Here is a 17,757-nt window from a genome sequence, read left to right on the forward strand (position 1 = left end):
CGAGCCGCTACATTGCCGGGTTCATAGCGTCCTCTCTGGCGTGACACGACCCTCTTCCTGTTAATACGGACCCTGCAAAACCCAATCATGGACCCTTCCCCTAGTTTTAACCTGTCTTCACTCTTCGCCGATTTCGGCATGATTCTTTTTGCTTTGTTCCTGGTCCTGCTCAACGGCTTTTTCGTTGCGGCAGAGTTCGCCATGGTCAAACTGCGCTCGACCAAGGTTGAAGCCATTGCCGACAAGAACGGCTGGCGCGGGCACATTCTGCGCAAGGTCCATGGCCAGCTGGACGCCTACCTTTCGGCCTGCCAGCTGGGGATCACCCTCGCCTCTCTGGGCCTGGGCTGGGTCGGTGAACCGGCCTTCGCGCACCTGCTGGAGCCGTTGCTCGCGGCGATGGGCGTGGACACTCCGGAATTGATCAAGGGCGTGTCGTTCTTTACCGCCTTCTTCATCATTTCCTATCTGCACATCGTCATCGGCGAGCTGGCCCCCAAATCCTGGGCGATCCGCAAACCGGAGCTGTTGTCGCTGTGGACAGCGGCGCCGTTGTACTTCTTCTACTGGTTGATGTACCCGGCCATCTACCTGCTCAACGCCAGCGCCAACGCCATTTTGCGCATCGCCGGCCAGGGTGAGCCCGGCCCGCACCATGAACACAGCTACAGCCGCGACGAATTGAAACTGATCCTGCACTCCAGCCGTGGCCAGGACCCCAGCGATCAGGGCATGCGTGTGCTGGCGTCGGCTGTGGAAATGGGCGAGCTGGAAGTGGTCGACTGGGCCAACTCCCGCGAAGACATGGTGTCACTGGACTTCAATGCGCCGCTCAAGGAAATCCTTGCCTTGTTCCGCCGTCACAAATTCAGCCGTTATCCGCTGTATGACGCTGAACGTGGCGAGTTCGTCGGCCTGCTGCACATCAAGGACCTGCTGCTGGAGCTGGCAGCGCTGGACCATATTCCGGAATCGTTCAACCTCGCCGAGCTGACCCGCCCGCTGGAACGTGTTTCCCGGCACATGCCGCTGTCGCAATTGCTCGAGCAGTTCCGCAAGGGTGGCGCGCACTTCGCCGTGGTGGAAGAAGCCGACGGCAAGATCGTGGGCTACCTGACCATGGAAGACGTGCTCGAAGTGCTGGTGGGCGACATCCAGGACGAACACCGCAAGGTAGAGCGCGGCATTCTTGCCTATCAGCCCGGCAAACTGCTGGTACGCGGTGACACGCCATTGTTCAAGATCGAGCGCTTGCTGGGCGTCGACCTGGATCACATCGAAGCCGAGACACTGGCCGGTCTGATCTACGACACACTCAAGCGCGTGCCGGAAGAAGAGGAACAACTGGAAGTCGAAGGCCTGCGCATCATCATCAAGAAGATGAAAGGCCCGAAAATCGTCCTGGCCAAGGTGCTGAAGCTGGACTGACCCGATCAGCGGCGCCTGTTCAGCATCGGGCGCAGGGTGTTCTACCGGACGCCCATCGTTCCTCACGCTCCAGTGGGAATGCCTTGCGTGACGCTCCGCGTCACAACTCTGTGCCGCGCCCCATGTTCAGGATCGGACGCAGGGCGTGGGAGCTATGAATGGCCCCCTGCTCAATTCCCGCCGACGGCGAAGTTGGGCAGGCTCTGCACCGGTGTGGCGAATTCGTAGGGGATCGAGACCAGTTCATTGCCCGAGTTGCGCTGCACGACAAAGTGCAGGTGCGGGCCGGTGCTGTTGCCGGTGTTGCCCGACCGTGCCAGCGCTGTTCCGACACTCACCCGCTGACCTTCCCTGACACTCACCGAGCCGCGCATCAGGTGCAGGTAGACGCCCATGGTGCCGTCGTCGTGCAGGATGCGCACAAAGTTGCCTGACGCATTCGAGCCCCGCCCTGACTGGCTGTTTTCGATCTTCACCACCGTGCCGCCGCGCGCGGCAATGATCGGCGTTCCCTCCGGCATGGCGATGTCCATTGCATAGCGCCCCTTGACGCCGTAATGGCTGTACCTGCCATTCGGGCCCTGAGTCAGGCGGAACGGGCCGCCAATCCACGGCAGCGGGTATTTGTAGGCCTGCACCGAGCCTTTGGGGTCTCCCAGAGTTGAAGTCAGCATCGAGGCGTAGTTCATCGGCTTGCTGCCCACCTTGGGGCTCAAGACCACCACGCGCTGGTTGCTGCGCGCAGCGATCGTGCGGCGCAGCGTTGCCGACGAGCCAGAGACCCCCAGCACGTTGGTCACACTGGAAAGCTTGAGTTCGACCTCGACCGGGGCATACAGATCATTGCGCACGTACAGACTGTGTACGCCCTTTTCACGTCTGACACTCAAGTGCACCTGGCCGTCGATACGCTCGACCATGCGGTCCCGAAACACCATGACCGATGCGCCGGGCGTCGGCCGGTCCGAGAAGGACACCACGCCATTGGCATCGGTGAATTTATAAATCGTGACCGCCCCGGCCGACTGCACAGTCAACGTCAGGGCAAACAGGATAAGCAGGCGTTCAAGCATCGGGATGGTCGGGTTCAAGGGCACTGGGTGCCAAGCCTAGCAGCCTTGCAGGCAGAAGAGGACGCAAGGGTATCAATCGGACATGAATGAAGCGTCAAGGAAGGCACGCCAGAGCGCCGGTACGCGGTGTTGTGTAACACCGCGCAAGGCTGACGCAGCGTGGGCACGCCGTTCAGCTCAGAGGTGGATGTCAGGCACCCGGGATAAAGTGCTTCTGCGCCGTACCGCGTGCAATCAGACGCGACAGATAGTCGAGCTTCTGCGCATCCTGGTCGACGAAACGGAAAGACACCTGCAGCCATTCGCTGTCGGGCTTCTGCTCGAACGCGGCAACCGAGTGCAGGTAGCCATTCAGGCGCGCGACTTCGTTGCTCTCGCCCTGCTCAAGGTCCAGCACCGCGCTGTCGAGTACCTGCGGCAGGTTTTCGCTGACGCGAATCACCAGCGTGGCGTCTTTCAGGGTGAGGGCCTTGATCACGCACGACTGAATGCCGTTGGGCAGACGCAACTGGCCCTGTCCGCGACCGGTCGGCTCTGCCGATCTGGCGGGTGCAGGTGCTGGCTTGGGAGCTGCGGCAGCAGCAGGCGCGCTACGAACCACTTCGGCCTTGCCACCGGTCAATGCACTCAGCGAGTCATTGAGCGGCGAGTTCATGCGTGCCGGGGCTGTGGACATGACAGCGTCAAGCTTGCCGACTTTTGCCAGCGCTTTCTTGACCTTGGTCAGCAACTGTTCATTGGTGAACGGCTTGCCGACAAAATCGGTCACTCCAGCCTGAATGGCCTGCACGACGTTTTCCTTGTCACCACGGCTGGTCACCATGATGAACGGAACGGTTCTCAGGTAATTGTCTTGCTGGCGGCACCATGTCAACAGCTCAAGGCCGGACATTTCTGGCATTTCCCAGTCGCACAGGATCAGATCGAACGCCTCTTTGCCCAGCAACGTCTGAGCCTTGCGACCATTGACCGCGTCCTCGGTATGAATCCCGGGAAAATAATTGCGCAGCCCTTTCTTGACCAAGTCGCGAATGAAAGTCGCGTCATCCACCACCAATACACTGACCTTACTCATCGACGCTCCTGCGGGCGTGTTCACCTGGAGGCGAACTGCGGTATGCCAACACGCCCTTTGTTTCGGCAAGCATAGCGTTGACTGATAGCCAACTGCCATATTGATTGACTGCGCCGCGGCATTTAATCCGCTGGCGACGGGAAATACTGATCTGCACAACGAAAAACGCCCAGCGCGTGCTGGGCGTTTTTCTCGCAGGCAATCTTACTTATCGTCAGCGTCGCCCGGAACATTAGCGGTTTCGCTCGATATACCCTGCACTTCTTCCTTCATGCGCTTGAGACCCATGTGCCGCACGTCGGTCCCGCGCACCAGGTAGATCACCAGTTCGGAAATGTTGCGTGCATGGTCGCCAATTCGCTCCAGAGAGCGCAGCACCCAGATGATGTCCAGTACCCGGGAGATCGAGCGTGGATCTTCCATCATGTAGGTCGCCAGCTCGCGCAGAGCCGTCTTGTACTCGCGGTCGATGGTCTTGTCGTACTGCGCAACCGACAGGGCCAGCTCGGCGTCGAAGCGGGCGAACGAGTCCAGCGCATCGCGCACCATGTTGCGCACCTGATCGCCGATGTGACGCACCTCGACGTAACCACGCGGCGCCTCGCCCTCTTCGCAAAGCTTGATGGCACGGCGTGCGATCTTGGTGGCTTCATCACCAATGCGCTCCAGGTCGATCACCGACTTGGAAATGCTGATGATCAGGCGCAGGTCGGACGCCGCAGGCTGGCGACGAGCCAGAATGCGCAGGCACTCTTCGTCGATGCTGCGTTCCATCTGATTGATCCGGTCGTCGACCTCGCGAACACGCTGGGCAAGACCGGAGTCGGCCTCGATCAACGCCGTGACCGAATCGTTCACCTGCTTCTCGACCAGGCCACCCATTTCGAGCAAATGGCTGCGAACATCTTCGAGTTCAGCGTTGAACTGTTGGGAAATGTGATGCGTATGGCTGTCTTTGTGGATCATGCTGGGTGTCCTTGGAACGTCCGGTTAATTGCGAAAACGCAGCGGTGGTTCAGGGCTGACGAAGCACGTACTACCCGTAACGACCGGTGATGTAGTCTTCTGTCTGTTTTTTTGCCGGGTTGGTGAACAAGGTATCCGTATCACCGAACTCGACAAGCTTGCCCATGTACATAAACGCGGTGTAATCCGACACCCGAGCCGCCTGCTGCATGTTGTGGGTAACGATCACAATGGTGTATTTCGATTTCAGTTCGTAGATCAGTTCTTCGACCTTGAGAGTCGAAATCGGATCAAGTGCCGAACAGGGTTCGTCGAGCAGCAGGACTTCCGGCTCCACGGCGATCGTTCGGGCAATGACCAGACGCTGCTGCTGCCCCCCGGACAAACCCAATGCCGACTCATGCAGTCGATCCTTGACTTCATCCCAGAGCGCAGCGGCTTTCAGCGCCCACTCGACAGCTTCATCGAGCACGCGCTTCTTGTTGATCCCCTGAATGCGCAGCCCGTAGACCACGTTTTCATAAATCGTCTTGGGGAACGGATTGGGCTTCTGAAACACCATGCCGACGCGTCGACGCAACTCGGCGACTTCCTCGCCCTTGGTGTAGATGTTGTGCCCGTACAGGTTGATCGCGCCCTCGACACGGCAACCATCGACCAGGTCGTTCATGCGGTTGAAGCAGCGCAACAACGTCGACTTGCCGCACCCGGAAGGGCCGATGAACGAGGTCACCTTCTGCTTCGGGATATTCAGGGCAATATCGAACAGCGCCTGCTTGTCGCCATAGAACAGATTCAGGCCTGGCACTTCGATGGCCACGCTCTCGTCGGCCAGATCCAGGCGTTGCTTGTGCCGCCTCAGGGCCGACATGTTCATGCCACTCGTCGGGCTTTCATGCTGCATGGATTGCTCCTGTGCGAACAGTTCGCGTCATCGAACGGCCGCGTTTGCCAAAGGGCGAATTCGGAATCAATTGTCGAGCGCCTTGTACTTTTCCCGCAAATGGTTACGGATGCTCACCGCCGACAGATTGAGCAAGGCGATGACCAGTACCAGCAGCAGTGCGGTGGCATAGACCAGCGGGCGGGCTGCCTCGACGTTGGGGCTCTGGAAGCCGACGTCGTAAATATGGAAACCCAGGTGCATGATCTTCTGATCGAGGTGCAGATAAGGATAGTTGCCGTCCAGCGGCAGTGACGGCGCCAGCTTGACGACGCCCACCAGCATCAAGGGCGCAACTTCCCCGGCGGCACGCGCCACCGCGAGAATCAGCCCGGTCATCATTGCCGGGCTAGCCATCGGCAGTACGATCTTCCACAGCGTCTCGGCCTTGGTTGCACCCAGTGCCAGCGAACCTTCACGCAGGGTCAGCGGAATGCGCGCCAGCCCTTCTTCGGTTGCCACAATCACCACCGGCACGGCGAGCAGTGCCAGGGTCAGCGAGGCCCATAACAGGCCAGGCGTGCCGAACGTCGGAGCCGGCAGCGCTTCAGGAAAGAACAGCCGATCCACCGAACCGCCCAGTACATAGACGAAAAAGCCCAGGCCGAACACGCCGTAGACAATCGCAGGCACACCGGCGAGGTTGTTCACCGCGATGCGAATCAACCGGGTCACCGGCCCCTGACGCGCGTACTCACGCAGGTAGACCGCCGCCAGCACACCGAACGGCGTGACGATCACGGCCATGATCAGGGTCATCATCACCGTGCCGAAGATCGCCGGGAAGATACCGCCTTCGGTGTTGGCTTCGCGTGGATCGGCACTGAGAAACTCCCACAGCTTCTCGAAGTAGAAGCCGAGCTTGGTCACCGTGCCCATCGCATTGGGCTGATAGGCACGCACCACTTTGCCCAGGCTGAGTTCGATCTCTTTGCCGCTGCCATCACGCGCGGTCAGGCTGTCGCGATCAAAGGCCTGGTGCAGCCCGTCAAGACGCGCCTCGATCACCTTGTAACGCGCATCCAGCTCGGCACGCTCGGCGGCCATGTCCGCTTGCGCGGCGGCATCCAGCCGGCCATCGAGCTCCAGCTTGCGGGCCTGCAGACGCAGGCGCTCGATGCTGTGATTGATGGCACCAATGTCTTTCTTTTCCAGGGTATAGAGTTCGTCAGCCAGCTTTTCGACGCGTTTGATGCGCTCTTGCAGGACCGGCCAGGCCGCCTCGCCTTCGGCCACGATGCGTCCGCCCTCCTTGACGTTGACCAGATAGCCGTAGAAATTGCCCCACTCGCGCCGCTCCAGCGTCATCAGGTCTGCAGGCCGGCTCTGCCCGGTCAGCCATTCGCCTACCACCCAGTTGAAGTCACTGGGGTTGATATCCCGATTGCCGACCTTGTACAGCTCGCGGGTCATGAATTCCGGCCCTTGATCAGGCACCGGCAGGCCCGCGCTTTTCAGGCGCGCACGAGGTACCTGCTCCTGCTCGACCCGTTCACCGACCAGAACACTCGATTCCTGATTGGGTACCGCGTACTGCGCGCTCACCAGATCGGCGGGCCAGAAATGCCCAAGGCCGCGCACGGCGATCACCGCCAACAGGCCGATGGTCATGATCACAGCGATGGATACGGCACCCGCACTCATCCAGACGCCGGGGGCGCCACTTTTGAACCAGTTCCTGAGGGAGTTCCGCTTCACCAATGCTTACCTTCCTTACAGCGACGAGTATTGCTTGCGCAGACGCTGACGAATCAGCTCTGCGAGGGTGTTCATCACGAAGGTGAACATCAACAGCACCAACGCCGCCAGAAACAGCACCCGATAATGGCTGCCGCCCACTTCCGACTCCGGCATCTCCACCGCGACATTCGCCGCCAGCGTACGCATGCCTTCAAACAGGTTCATGTCCATGATCGGCGTATTGCCGGTCGCCATCAGCACAATCATGGTTTCCCCCACGGCCCGGCCCATGCCGATCATCAAGGCGGAAAAGATGCCGGGGCTGGCGGTCAGGATCACCACCCGCGTCAGGGTCTGCCACGGCGTTGCGCCCAGTGCCAGCGAACCCAGCGTCAGGCTGCGCGGCACGCTGAACACGGCATCTTCGGCAATCGAATAAATGTTGGGGATCACTGCGAACCCCATGGCGATACCGACCACCAGCGCATTGCGCTGATCGTAGGTGATACCCAGGTGGTCGCGAATCCAGGTGCTCATGTCCCCGGCGAAGAACCAGCTCTCCAGGTGCGGGCTCATGCTCAACGAGAACCAGCCCACCAACAGCACGACAGGAATCAGGATCGCGCTTTCCCAGCCATCGGGAATACGCAGGCGAAGCGAATCAGGCACGCGGGTCCAGAAAAAGCCCGCCAGCAAAATGCCGATCGGCGTGAGCAGCAGCACACTGAAAATGCCGGGCAGATGCCCTTCCAGATACGGGGCCAGAAACAATCCGGCAAAAAAGCCGAGAATCACCGTCGGCATCGCTTCCATCAATTCGATCACCGGCTTGACCTTGCGGCGCATGCCCGGGGCCATGAAGTAGGCGGTATAGATCGCCGCAGCCACGGCCAGCGGCGCGGCCAGCAACATGGCGTAGAACGCCGCTTTCAGCGTGCCGTAGGTCAACGGTGCCAGGCTCAGCTTGGGCTCGAAGTCGGAGTTGGAGGCCGTGGACTGCCAGATGTACTTGGGCTCATCGTAATTCTCGTACCAGACCTTGCCCCACAGCGAACTCCAGGAGACTTCCGGGTGTGGGTTGTCCAGCGTCAGCGGCAGCAGCTTGCCAGCGCTCTCGATCAGAATCCGGTTGGCGCGCGGCGACAACGCCAGAATGCCGGGCCCCTCGGCAACCTGGTCGATCAACAGGGTGCGGTGCGCAGTGCTGTGGAATACGCCCAGCTTGCCGGAAGTATCCAGAGCGATGAAGCCCTTGCGGCGCTGCTCGGCCTTGATCTGCGCGATAGGTGCGCTGCCCAGGCCGAAATCGCGGATGCGCATCAGGCGCTGCTCACCGTCGGTGCCACGGGCCATGAACCACTGGGACAGGCTGCCCTTGGAGTTGCCGATGATCAGCGAAATGCCGCCGACCAGTTGAGCGCTCGCCGTGATCTCGGCGTTGCCGTCTTCCAGCAATTTATAGCGGCCATTGAGGCTGCGATCGCGCAGGCTGAACACATCCGCCTGCGCGCGCCCGTTGATGACATACAACCATTGCTGGCGCGGGTCGATGTAGATCGCCTTGACTACAGCAGACATCTGCGGCAATTCGATGCGCGTCTGCTCGCGGGTCATCTCGCCGGTCATCATGTTTTCTTTCTGTTCGAGCGAGACGACATGCAACTGAGTGCCGGTCGCCCCTGCCAGCTTCAGGCTGTCGCCATCGGAGCTGACGGTGACATGCTCGACCGCACGCCCGGCCTCATCCAGTACCAGGGGCGCTTCGCCGTAGGGCCAGGCCACGCTCGGGGTGATGGTTTTCTGATCGTTCGGGTAGGTCGTCAGGTACGAGTGCCTGAACACCAGCACCTGACCGTTGGACAAGCCCAGGGCTATCAATGGCGCGCCGGGCTGGTCCTTGCCGATGGACGCGACGGACACGCCCGCGGGAAGCGGCAAGGCAATGCGCTGCAGCTCTGCGCCGTCCTCGAGGTTGAAAAAGACCACTTCGCCCTTGTCGGAAATGCGCATGCCGATCTGGTTCTGCTCTTCGATGGTGATCATCAGCGGCGCACCAGCGTCCTGCAGCCAGGCGGCATTCAGCGCAGGCTCGGCGGTCAGGCTGGCGCCTTTGAAAAGCGGCGCAACGACATAGGCAAGGTAGAAGAAGATCAGCGTGATGGCCGCCAGCACGGCAAGGCCACCAATGGCGACGTACCAATGAGTGAGACGATCCTTCAACGCACGGACACGACGCTTTCGCACCATCGCTGGCGTATTGAAATCAATACGCTCTGGAGGCGAAATCTGGTCCATCGTCGATTTGAACAGCTCATTCATGCGCACACACCGTAGACGCCTTGTATGACAGAAACATTACAGCAAGGTGACACAAGAAAGCCCGCTGCCTGCGCAACCGGCGGCGGACTGTTCAATTTTGTGTGCAGGCCAGTCCATCGAGCCTCGCCCCAACGCGTACGCGATTACTTTAACGCCACGCCGCTCGCGCCCTGCAGGCCAAGATCGGCCAGCGTCTTTTCCACGACACGCGCAGGCAGCGGGATGTAACCGTCCTTCATCACCACTTCCTGGCCCTGTCTCGACAGCACCAGTTTCACGAACTCGGCTTCCAGCGGCGCCAAGGGCTGATTCGGCGCCTTGTTCACATACACATAAAGAAAGCGCGACAGTGGATAACTGCCGTTCAGGGTATTGGCTTCGCTGTCTTCGACAAACTCGCCCCCTTCCTTCTTCGCCAGCGCAACAGCCCTGACGTTGGATGTCTTGTAACCGATCCCCGAGTAACCGATGCCGTTACGCGAATTGCTGATCGCGCTGACTACCGAAGCAGAGCCGGGCTGCTCGTTGACGTTGGCCTTGAAGTCGCCTTTGCACAGGGCTTCTTCCTTGAAGTAACCGTAAGTGCCCGACACCGAGTTACGACCGAACAACTGGATCGGTTTGCCTGCCAGATCGCCGGTCACACCGACATCACCCCAGGTTTTCGCATCTGCCCTGGCACCGCACAGGCGGGTCGCGGAAAAGATCGCGTCCACTTGCTGCAGGGTCAGGCCCTTGATCGGGTTGTCCTTGTGCACGAAAACCGCCAGGGCGTCCACCGCGACCGGAATCGCGGTCGGCTTGTAGCCATGTTTCTGCTCGAAAGCCGACAACTCGCCGTCTTTCATCTTGCGGCTCATCGGGCCCAGATTGGCCGTGCCCTCGGTCAGCGCGGGTGGCGCCGTGGAGGAGCCGGCCGCCTGGATCTGGATGTTCACGCTCGGGTATTCTTTCTTGTAGGCCTCGGCCCACAATGTCATCAGATTTGCCAGGGTATCGGAGCCGACACTGGAGAGATTGCCCGACACACCGGAGGTCTTGGTATAGGCCTTGATGGCAGGGTCGACCGCAGCCAGCGTATTGGCTGCCGTCACTCCGGCGGCAACCAGGGTCAGTGCAGTCATCAAACGCTTGAGTGTCATCCTTGCGCTCCTGGCAGGGTGTGTCGGTGTCCACGAGCCTTTTTTGGCCAGTCTTGTGACTACTCTATGAATTGATTATGACAATAAGATGAAAAGGCTATCGACCTGTGCAGGTAGATAGCCTTTGGCTGTAGCGGTGCCAGAGCGATTCAACAGTGGGCGATGATCAACGCTTTCGGCTCAGCAAGAACGCACCGATGGCCATGCCCAGGCCGCAGAGGATCGCGACGTACCACGCCGGCCCCATCGGACTGCTCTTGAGCATGAAGGTCACGACCATCGGCGTCAGACCGCCGAAGATCGCATACGCCAGGTTGTAGGAGAACGACAGCCCCGAGAAGCGCACCACAGGCGGGAACGCCTTGACCATGACGTAGGGAACTGCGCCGATCGTACCGACGAACAGGCCCGTCACCGCATACAGCGGGAACAGCACTTCCGGATGGCTGCCGAGGATGTGATAGAACGTCCAGGAACTGATCAGCAGACCTGCGCTGCCCAGCAGAAACACCCAGCCTGCGCCGAAGCGATCCGCCAGTGCGCCCGCGGCGATACAGCCCACGCTCAGGAAGACAATGGCCAGGCTGTTGGCTTTCAGCGCCGTAGCAGCCGGAAAGCCATAAATGGTCTGCAGAATGGTCGGCGTCATCAGGATCACCACGATGATCCCGGCAGACAGCAACCAGGTCATCAGCATCGACAGCGCAACGGCGCCACGATGATCGCGCAGCACCGCCTTGAGCGGCACTTCCTCGGCCAGTGCCTTGCGCAGTTGCAGCTCGGCGAAGACCGGCGTTTCATGCAGCAGGCGGCGCAGATACACCGACATCAGGCCGAACACGCCACCCAGCAGGAAAGGGATACGCCATGCGTAATCCGATACCTCGACCGGGGTGTAGATGCTGTTGATCGCCGTGGCGACCAGCGAGCCCAGCAGGATGCCCGCTGTCAGGCCGGCGGTCAGGGTGCCGCAGGCATAGCCGACACGACGTGCAGGCACATGCTCGGACACGAACACCCAGGCGCCCGGCACTTCACCGCCAATGGCGGCACCTTGAATGACGCGCATCAACAGCAGCAGAATCGGCGCCCACATGCCGATCTGTGCGTAGGTCGGCAGCAGACCCATGATCAGGGTCGGCACCGCCATCATGAAAATGCTCAGCGTGAACATTTTCTTGCGCCCCAGCAGATCGCCGAAGTGCGCCATGATAATGCCGCCCAGAGGCCTCGCCAGATAACCGGCGGCGAAAATGCCGAACGTCTGCATCATGCGCAGCCAGTCGGGCATGTCCACCGGGAAAAACAGTTTGCCGACCACCGCCGCGAAAAACACGAAAATGATGAAGTCGTAGAACTCCAGCGCACCACCCAGAGCCGACAGCGACAGGGTTTTGTAATCGCTGCGAGTCAGAGGCCGCGCAGGCTGCGTGGAACTTGGAGGAACAGATGACATGACAAGGCTTCTCTTTACGTGTTCTTTGAAAAGGGGCGAGCGACAGCAACGCTGGCTGCTGCGGGGTGCCGTGCAGAAGCGATTGTCGGGAGCAACGGTGCAGATAGGCACCAAAATTGCGTGTACAGGCAGTCTTGTCACCTGTAGAGGTCCAGCAAGATAGCAAATTGCTACAAAAAACACATGGCAGAACTGCCACTGACACAAAATGAAGACCCACGGTCGTTCTATGACGCAACGCCCGATATACTCGCAAGTCGTCAACAGCCTTGGGAAGCTGTGCGAAAACGTCTGAATCAGCGGGTTTCGCAGAGTTTCCCTTTGGGCCACACCGGCGCTGAACACATAATGTTCATGCTCATGGTTTTGAATGGCACCTGTTAACCGCGACATACAATAATGAGAGTCATGGGTCAGAGGCACCCTAGGCATGATCGAGCTCGAACAAGAAGACCCAACCCCGCAAGGCGACCTTGCACTGCAAATCACCGCCCTTCCCCGCGAAACCAATGGCTTTGGCGACATCTTTGGCGGCTGGCTGGTGTCCCAGATGGACCTGGCAGGCACAGCGATGGCCAGTAAAGTGGCGGGTGGCCGTGTGGCGACCGTCGCCATCGATCGCATGGCGTTTCTGGTCCCGGTCGCAGTCGGCGAACAGCTTTCCTTCTACACCCGCACCCTCGAAGTCGGACGCACCTCGATCAAGATGATGGTCGAAGTGTGGAGCGACGACCCGCTCACCAGCGAATGGCGCAAGGTCACCGAGGCTGCGTTCGTGTTCGTGGCCATAGATGCCAGCGGCCGGACGCGCTCGGTTCCTGCGCGACGGTAAATTGTCGTTCGGTCATGGATTGGCTGCACGGGTAAACTCACCGAGCGTGAAGCGGTCTATTTTCGTCACGGTCATTGAGTGAGAACTTTGCATGCCAACATCCCCGGTTGAACCCACCGTTGAATCCATCCTTTACGATGAGCTGAACTGCTGGCGTATTTGCCACGGCGAAGCAGAGCTGCTGGTTGCGCAACAAGGCGCACACATCCTCAGCTATCAAGTGGCCGGGCAGCAGCCGCTGGTGTGGCTGAACGAAGAGGCGGTTTTCAAACGCGGCAAAGCCATTCGTGCCGGCATGCCGATCTGCTGGCCGTGGTTCGGTAACCTGGAGCGCAACCCGCAAAGCGTGCAGGCGATGCGCGACAGCAGCGAACCTGCCAAGGCGCATGGCGAAGTGCGGGCGCTGGACTGGCAGTTGCTGGGTATTGGCGCAGATGGCGACGCACTGCTGGTGGAGTTCGTGCTTCCCGAAGCCGAAGGCCACTTGCCCGGCTGGCCGCACAACGTCGCCCTGAAACTGAGCATTCGTCTGGACCACGCACTGAATGTCAGTCTGGTCAGCTACAACTGCGGCACTGAGCCAGTAGTGATCAGCCAGGCGCTGCACACCTATTTCGCCGTCAGCGACGTACGTCAGGTCAGCGTCGAAGGGCTCGACGGCCTGCGTTACATCGAAACCCTGGCAAACTGGGAAGAACGCGAGCAGAGCGGCGACCTGACCTTCACAGGCGAAACCGACCGCATCTACAAGGACACGCCGGGCGTGCTCAGCATCGTTGACCCCGAGTGGCAGCGACGCATCCACATCCGCAGCACGGGCTCGAACTCAGCCATCCTGTGGAACCCGTGGATCGAAAAGACCGGCAAGTTCACCGACATGGCAGCAGACGGCTGGCAGCGCATGGTTTGCGTCGAAACCGCCAACGTGCTGGACGACGTGGTCACGCTGGCACCGGACCAGATGCATGTGCTGGGTGTGAGTATCTGGAGCGAGGCGCTCTGATCGATCAGTAATCGATCAAGCCCATCAAAGGTCCGACTCAACCACCACACGGACCTTTGATGCATCCATCGCATACGCCGCATCGGCAAGGTCGTTACTGACCTTCTCGATTTTCAGGGTGCCTTCTACCCACAGTGGTGTGTAGATATCATCCAGTTTCAGACCCTTGGGGTAACGCACCAGCACCAGCTGGTTGGGCGGCGGTGGCGGAACGTGGATGCAGGCGCCTGGGTAAGGCACGATGAAGAACAGCGTACTGCGGCCCTTGGCATCGGTTTCGAGAGGCACAGGGTAGCCGCCGAGACGAATCGTCTTGCCATTCATTGCCGGGACAGTTTTGGTCGAATACATGACTGCTGGCAGACCCTTGCTCTGCTTCAGCCCACCCTTGCTGTCGAACGTGCCCATGGCTTCCGGAGAATTGTGGTCAATCTCGGGCATGGCTTCGAGGGCTTTTTGATCGGACTTGGGCATCAGCTCAAGCCAGTCGGTTTCCGGCAACTGGGCGAGTGCGGGACCGGAGAGCGCGGATAACAGCAGAAGAGTCATCAACAGGAAGCGACGCATGATAAAGCTCGGCAAAGGGGTGGAAAGTTGCCGAGCATTCTAGCCCTCTGCGCACTGTAAAACAGAGGGCTGACGCATAAGCGTTATTTCTTTCTGATCATGCCGTAGATAACCAGCAGGATGATTGCACCTACCAGCGCGCCGAGGAAACCTGCACCCTCGCCTGCCTGATAGATACCCAGCGCCTGACCACCGTAAGTGGCTGCAAGCGAACCGGCGATACCCAGCACGATGGTCATGATCCAGCCCATGCTGTCGTCGCCCGGCTTCAGAAAGCGAGCCAACAGACCAACGATCAGGCCGATAAAGATGGTTCCAATGATACCCATGCCATTTCCCTCTGTATTAAGTGAATATGCCCGGGCTAATAGCAGCCCCGACCTACTGCTATCTGAGAACAGCGACAGGGAATGGTTCCGGCGCGATGGCGAGTTTGAGTCGAGGTGGAGAATTCTTCATGAATGACGGGGCTGAACCGACCTGAGCTGAGGCCAGGCGTCTCGAACGGCGCTGCAACGCAGAAGCATAGGTACGACAGTTCAAAACGCTCGTTCCGCACGCTCTGCGTGGGAATGCAGTTCTCGACGCTCCGCGTCGCAAAAGGACGCGGAGTGTCCTGAAACTGCATGCCAACGCGGAGCATCGGCACGCTAGCCTTGGGCCGGATCAGCCCTTGATCAGCGACTCTACCAACTTCACCTGACGATCCAGCGTTGCGCGGTCTACGCTGCGGACCGTGGCGTGTCCTACCTTGCGGCCAGCCTTGAAGGCCTTGCCGTAGTGATGCAGGTGGCAGTCTTCGACCGCGATGACCTTGTCCACTGCGGGCACTTCACCGATGAAGTTGAGCATGGCGCTTTCACCGACCTTGGCCGTAGAGCCCAGCGGCAGACCGGCAACCGCACGCAGGTGGTTTTCGAACTGGCTGCACTCGGCGCCTTCGGTGGTCCAGTGACCGGAGTTGTGCACGCGCGGCGCGATCTCGTTGGCTTTCAGGCCACCGTCGACTTCAAAGAATTCGAATGCCAGCACACCCACGTAATCCAGCTGCTTCAGAACGCGGCCGGCGTAGTCCTCGGCCAGTGACTGCAAAGGATGATCGGTGCTGGCGATGGACAGACGCAGGATGCCGCTGTCATGCGTGTTGTGCACCAGCGGGTAGAACCGGGTCTCGCCATCACGCGCACGCACGGCAATCAACGACACTTCACCGCTGAACGGCACGAAACCCTCCAGCAGGCAGGGCACGCTGCCCAGCTCGGCGAATGTGTCGACCACATCGGCCGCCGAACGCAGGACCTTCTGGCCCTTGCCGTCATAACCCAGGGTTCGGGTCTTGAGCACGGCAGGCAGACCGATGCTGGCTACCGCGGCATCCAGGTCGGCCTGCGACTGGATATCGGCGAATGCCGGCGTCGGGATGTCCAGGTCCTTGAACATGCTCTTTTCGAACCAGCGATCACGCGCAATGCGCAACGCCTCGGCGCTCGGATAGACCGGTACGAACTGTGACAGAAACGCCACGGTCTCGGCGGGAACGCTTTCAAACTCGAAGGTCACCAGATCGACTTCATCCGCCAACTGACGCAGATGATCCAGATCGCCGTAATCGGCACGCAGATGCTCGCCAAGTGCCGCAGCACAGGCGTCCGGCGCGGGATCGAGAAAGGCGAAGTTCATGCCCAGCGGCGTACCTGCCAATGCCAACATGCGGCCCAGCTGGCCGCCACCGATTACACCGATCTTCATGGAAAAACCTCAGGCGTGGCGTGGGTCTGGATTATCCAGGACGCTGTCTGTCTGTTCAGTGCGAAATTTCTTCAGCGCTGCGTGGAATTGCGGGTGCTTTGCGCCAAGGATGCTGGCTGAAAGCAGCGCTGCGTTGATTGCACCCGCCTTGCCGATGGCCAGGGTCGCGACCGGGATACCGGCCGGCATCTGCACGATCGACAACAGCGAATCGACCCCCGAAAGCATCGACGACTGCACCGGAACACCCAGCACAGGCAGGTGGGTCTTGGCAGCGCACATGCCCGGCAAGTGAGCGGCACCGCCGGCACCGGCGATGATCACTTCAATGCCACGGCCTTCCGCTTCGTCGGCGTACTGAAACAGCAGATCCGGTGTGCGGTGAGCTGACACCACCTTGACTTCAAAAGGGATGCCGAGCTTTTCCAGCATATCGGCGGTGTGGCTAAGGGTGGACCAATCGGACTTGGAGCCCATGATCACGCCAACCAGTGCGCTCATCGTCGTGCCTCTCATCGGGCGCCCGCAGGCGCGTCTGAAAACAACAAGCCACGCGGGGGAACCGGCGTGGCTTGTTGTACGAATAATGACCGATTTAACCGGCCAAAGGCCGCGCAGTATACCGCAAAGTGGGGCGTTTAAAGCACCTGCAATCACCTTCTGTCAGCAGCCCTGCAAGACGTCGACACAGACAGTGCCTGCAGTCCCCAAGGGAGCCTGTGCATCTTACGTCATGACAGCCCATGCCCTACCGTGTCAGGCGCAGAGTGCGACTGTCAGACACAAACAGTATTTGTTTAACTGCCTCGTCGACATTTGAAGTCGCTATTTAACCTGACGCTCAAGGATGAGAACGTACCCATGAAGAACACACTGAAAATCTGGCTGTCACTGGCCGTCTTTTTTTACCTGCCGTTTGCCAGCGCCGGCGGTCCCAATCTGGGACTGTTCCTGATCATGCACGATCAACTTACAAAACATGAACGCGCTGAACTGGCGGACAGCTACTTGAATCCCCTGCTCGCTCAGCTGGAGGAAATCACCGGGCGCAGGACAACGGTCACGTTCATCGAAAACGAACCGGGCCTGACAAACTTCGCCTATCGCGGGGAGAAGCTGGACACTGTGCTCTACCGGTTGTCCAGGGAGAGCATCGAATATGCAAACGCAAAGAACCTGCCGCGCCCTTCGGAGCGGCATAAATATGTGCTGATCACTTCCAATAAAATCAACGGGACAGTACACGGCGTCACGGCAACGAGCCATAACGTCGCAATGGCGTCCCTTAAAGATTACAACACGCTGCCACATGAGGTCGGTCACCTGTTTGGTGCTGAACATGAGGCTGCAACCGGTTTTCCATGCCAGACGACAATGTGGGAAAACTCCACTACATCGATTATCCCCTGCTATTACTTCAGCGACGCCAACAAGGAACTGATCCGCAAATACGTCGACAACCTGTCTGTTCGCTGAGCAATCGGCCTGACGTTATGCCTCACACGCCAGGCCACGCTTGCCTCG

16 protein-coding genes are annotated in these 17,757 nt (G+C 59.7%); 4 read left to right on the plus strand and 12 right to left on the minus strand.

What is annotated here, in order from left to right; translation table 11 throughout:
- Window positions 1-87: 87 nt before the first annotated feature.
- Window positions 88-1,428 carry a hemolysin family protein gene (locus KBY02_RS18505; RefSeq protein ID WP_003367992.1) on the plus strand — a complete coding sequence of 447 codons (1,341 nt, stop codon included), beginning with the start codon at window positions 88-90 and terminating at the stop codon, window positions 1,426-1,428.
- A gap of 170 nt (window positions 1,429-1,598) precedes the next feature.
- Here the strand turns inward: KBY02_RS18505 and KBY02_RS18510 are convergent, their stop codons facing one another.
- The 8 genes from KBY02_RS18510 to KBY02_RS18545 form a co-directional block, all read right to left on the minus strand.
- Window positions 1,599-2,501: a peptidoglycan DD-metalloendopeptidase family protein gene (locus KBY02_RS18510; RefSeq protein ID WP_011269387.1), complete on the minus strand. Its 903-nt coding sequence runs from the start codon at window positions 2,499-2,501 to the stop codon at window positions 1,599-1,601.
- A 190-nt stretch (window positions 2,502-2,691) separates the two neighbouring features.
- The gene (locus KBY02_RS18515; RefSeq protein ID WP_003401252.1) at window positions 2,692-3,576 is read right to left on the minus strand and encodes a response regulator; all 885 of its coding nucleotides are present in this window, start codon (window positions 3,574-3,576) and stop codon (window positions 2,692-2,694) included.
- A 204-nt stretch (window positions 3,577-3,780) separates the two neighbouring features.
- A complete protein-coding gene (phoU, locus tag KBY02_RS18520) occupies window positions 3,781-4,542 on the minus strand; it encodes a phosphate signaling complex protein PhoU (RefSeq protein ID WP_003401254.1) in 762 nt (253 codons plus the stop codon).
- Between the two features lie 70 nt (window positions 4,543-4,612).
- Window positions 4,613-5,446, minus strand: a complete 834-nt coding sequence (gene pstB, locus KBY02_RS18525) for a phosphate ABC transporter ATP-binding protein PstB (RefSeq protein ID WP_003401255.1) — start codon at window positions 5,444-5,446, stop codon at window positions 4,613-4,615.
- Window positions 5,447-5,512: 66 nt separating this feature from the next.
- Window positions 5,513-7,129 (minus strand): phosphate ABC transporter permease PstA, encoded by a 1,617-nt coding sequence (gene pstA, locus KBY02_RS18530; protein WP_173645876.1) that lies wholly within the window; start codon window positions 7,127-7,129, stop codon window positions 5,513-5,515.
- Between the two features lie 69 nt (window positions 7,130-7,198).
- Window positions 7,199-9,484 carry an ABC transporter permease subunit gene (locus tag KBY02_RS18535; RefSeq protein ID WP_225650678.1) on the minus strand — a complete coding sequence of 762 codons (2,286 nt, stop codon included), beginning with the start codon at window positions 9,482-9,484 and terminating at the stop codon, window positions 7,199-7,201.
- A 143-nt stretch (window positions 9,485-9,627) separates the two neighbouring features.
- Window positions 9,628-10,626, minus strand: a complete 999-nt coding sequence (locus KBY02_RS18540) for a phosphate ABC transporter substrate-binding protein PstS (RefSeq protein WP_024639001.1) — start codon at window positions 10,624-10,626, stop codon at window positions 9,628-9,630.
- A gap of 166 nt (window positions 10,627-10,792) precedes the next feature.
- Window positions 10,793-12,082 (minus strand): MFS transporter, encoded by a 1,290-nt coding sequence (locus tag KBY02_RS18545; RefSeq protein WP_011269391.1) that lies wholly within the window; start codon window positions 12,080-12,082, stop codon window positions 10,793-10,795.
- A 430-nt stretch (window positions 12,083-12,512) separates the two neighbouring features.
- Between KBY02_RS18545 and KBY02_RS18550 the strand changes: the two genes are divergently transcribed.
- Together KBY02_RS18550 and KBY02_RS18555 are read left to right on the plus strand one after the other, a co-directional pair.
- On the plus strand, window positions 12,513-12,914 hold the full coding sequence (locus KBY02_RS18550; protein ID WP_003316086.1) for an acyl-CoA thioesterase: 402 nt from the start codon (window positions 12,513-12,515) through the stop codon (window positions 12,912-12,914).
- A 91-nt stretch (window positions 12,915-13,005) separates the two neighbouring features.
- A complete protein-coding gene (locus KBY02_RS18555; RefSeq protein WP_024651544.1) occupies window positions 13,006-13,917 on the plus strand; it encodes a D-hexose-6-phosphate mutarotase in 912 nt (303 codons plus the stop codon).
- 24 nt (window positions 13,918-13,941) lie between these two features.
- Here KBY02_RS18555 and KBY02_RS18560 read toward each other — a convergent pair whose 3' ends face one another.
- From KBY02_RS18560 to purE, 4 genes are all read right to left on the minus strand, one after another.
- Entirely contained in the window at window positions 13,942-14,484 is a 543-nt protein-coding gene (locus KBY02_RS18560; protein ID WP_003401267.1) for a DUF3299 domain-containing protein, read from the minus strand.
- Window positions 14,485-14,567: 83 nt separating this feature from the next.
- Entirely contained in the window at window positions 14,568-14,813 is a 246-nt protein-coding gene (locus KBY02_RS18565; protein WP_003401269.1) for a GlsB/YeaQ/YmgE family stress response membrane protein, read from the minus strand.
- Between the two features lie 337 nt (window positions 14,814-15,150).
- On the minus strand, window positions 15,151-16,233 hold the full coding sequence (locus KBY02_RS18570) for a 5-(carboxyamino)imidazole ribonucleotide synthase (protein ID WP_003401272.1): 1,083 nt from the start codon (window positions 16,231-16,233) through the stop codon (window positions 15,151-15,153).
- 9 nt (window positions 16,234-16,242) lie between these two features.
- Window positions 16,243-16,734, minus strand: a complete 492-nt coding sequence (gene purE, locus KBY02_RS18575; protein ID WP_003340324.1) for a 5-(carboxyamino)imidazole ribonucleotide mutase — start codon at window positions 16,732-16,734, stop codon at window positions 16,243-16,245.
- A 360-nt stretch (window positions 16,735-17,094) separates the two neighbouring features.
- Here purE and KBY02_RS18580 point away from each other — a divergent pair, with 360 nt between their 5' ends.
- On the plus strand, window positions 17,095-17,709 hold the full coding sequence (locus KBY02_RS18580) for a reprolysin-like metallopeptidase (RefSeq protein ID WP_003401274.1): 615 nt from the start codon (window positions 17,095-17,097) through the stop codon (window positions 17,707-17,709).
- The last annotated feature ends 48 nt before the right edge of the window (window positions 17,710-17,757 follow it).

The organism is Pseudomonas sp. P129 (assembly GCF_020312195.1).
Taxonomy (GTDB): domain Bacteria; phylum Pseudomonadota; class Gammaproteobacteria; order Pseudomonadales; family Pseudomonadaceae; genus Aquipseudomonas; species Aquipseudomonas fragariae.